The sequence below is a fragment of the Vibrio sp. Vb1554 genome (assembly GCF_033344235.1).
On the sequence record NZ_JAWPOJ010000373.1, the window covers coordinates 1 to 1,118 of the forward strand.

Here is a 1,118-nt window from a genome sequence, read left to right on the forward strand (position 1 = left end):
CAGCGTCATTATTGATCGCCGTGAGTTTGTTTAGCTTTATGGCGTGGATGGTCGATAACGGCAATCAACGCGCACCAAAACCGTCTGAGGCAGTGCGTTTTGATATGGTCATGGTTGAAAACGATGCCGATGTGCAGCGTCGTCAACGTTCAGTACCAGAGCAGCCAGAGCCACCTCAAGCACCAGAGCCGATGGAGCTGTCTCAAGCCAACACGCAAGTTGAGCCGATGAGCCAAGTAACACCGATCAGCGCGCTTGGGTTAAACACGGCGTTAGATGGTATTGCGATTAATGCGCCAAACCTAAAGGGAACCATGGGCAATCAACAAGCGTTACCGCTGTATAAAGTTGAACCTCGTTACCCAAGTAAAGCATTAAAACGCAAGGTTGAAGGCTATGTGATCATGCGCTTTACGATTGACACGACAGGTCGTCCAAAAGACATTGAAGTGATCGATGCAGAGCCAAAGCGTATGTTTGAAAAAGAAGCCATTAGCGCGTTGAAGAAGTGGAAATACCAACCCAAAGTTGAAAATGGTGTGTCGATTGAGCAGTTCGGACAAACCGCAAAAGTGGAGTTCAAATTAGGCAAATGATGAAGAAATTCTTAATCACAACGCTGCTTAGTTTGACCGCAGCCAGTGCGATAGCTCAAGAGCTTAGCCAGTACACCGCATCTAGAGTGCAGCGTGCGCACAGCTTAGCTCAAGAAGAGAAGTTTAAAGAAGCGATCTCAACTCTCGAATCGTTAGACCTATCGCGTGGCTACGATCAAGCGTTTGTTGCTCGTATGCTTGGTATTTTTTATTGGCAGAATGAGCAAGTTAAGCCAGCTATCAAGCAACTGGATTTCGCGGTAAGCAGCGGTTTATTGCAAGACGAGCAAGCGTGGCAAACACGTAAAATGCTAGCGGATATTTTGTTGAACGAACAACAGTTTGCTAAAGCCTTGCCGCACTATTACGAGTTGAGTAAAGCCGTACCTAAAAACCAGAAAGCTCATGAAGTTTGGCTGCGCATCGCACAATCGCATTACCAGTTGAGCCAATGGAATAAAGTGTTATTAGCGATGGGTCGCTACGAGAAGTTTGGTCAGCCAGATGAACTCGGTCCATTGT

At 46.8% G+C, this 1,118-nt stretch carries 1 protein-coding gene and 1 pseudogene; both read left to right on the forward strand.

The annotated features are described in order from the left end of the window. A partial coding sequence (locus R8N28_RS26385) for an energy transducer TonB (RefSeq protein ID WP_318183806.1) occupies positions 1-596 on the forward strand: 596 nt, incomplete at its 5' end. Beyond that, a pseudogene (locus R8N28_RS26390) lies at positions 593-1,118 on the forward strand (hypothetical protein); the annotation flags it as partial. The gene R8N28_RS26385 and the pseudogene R8N28_RS26390, both read left to right, overlap by 4 nt.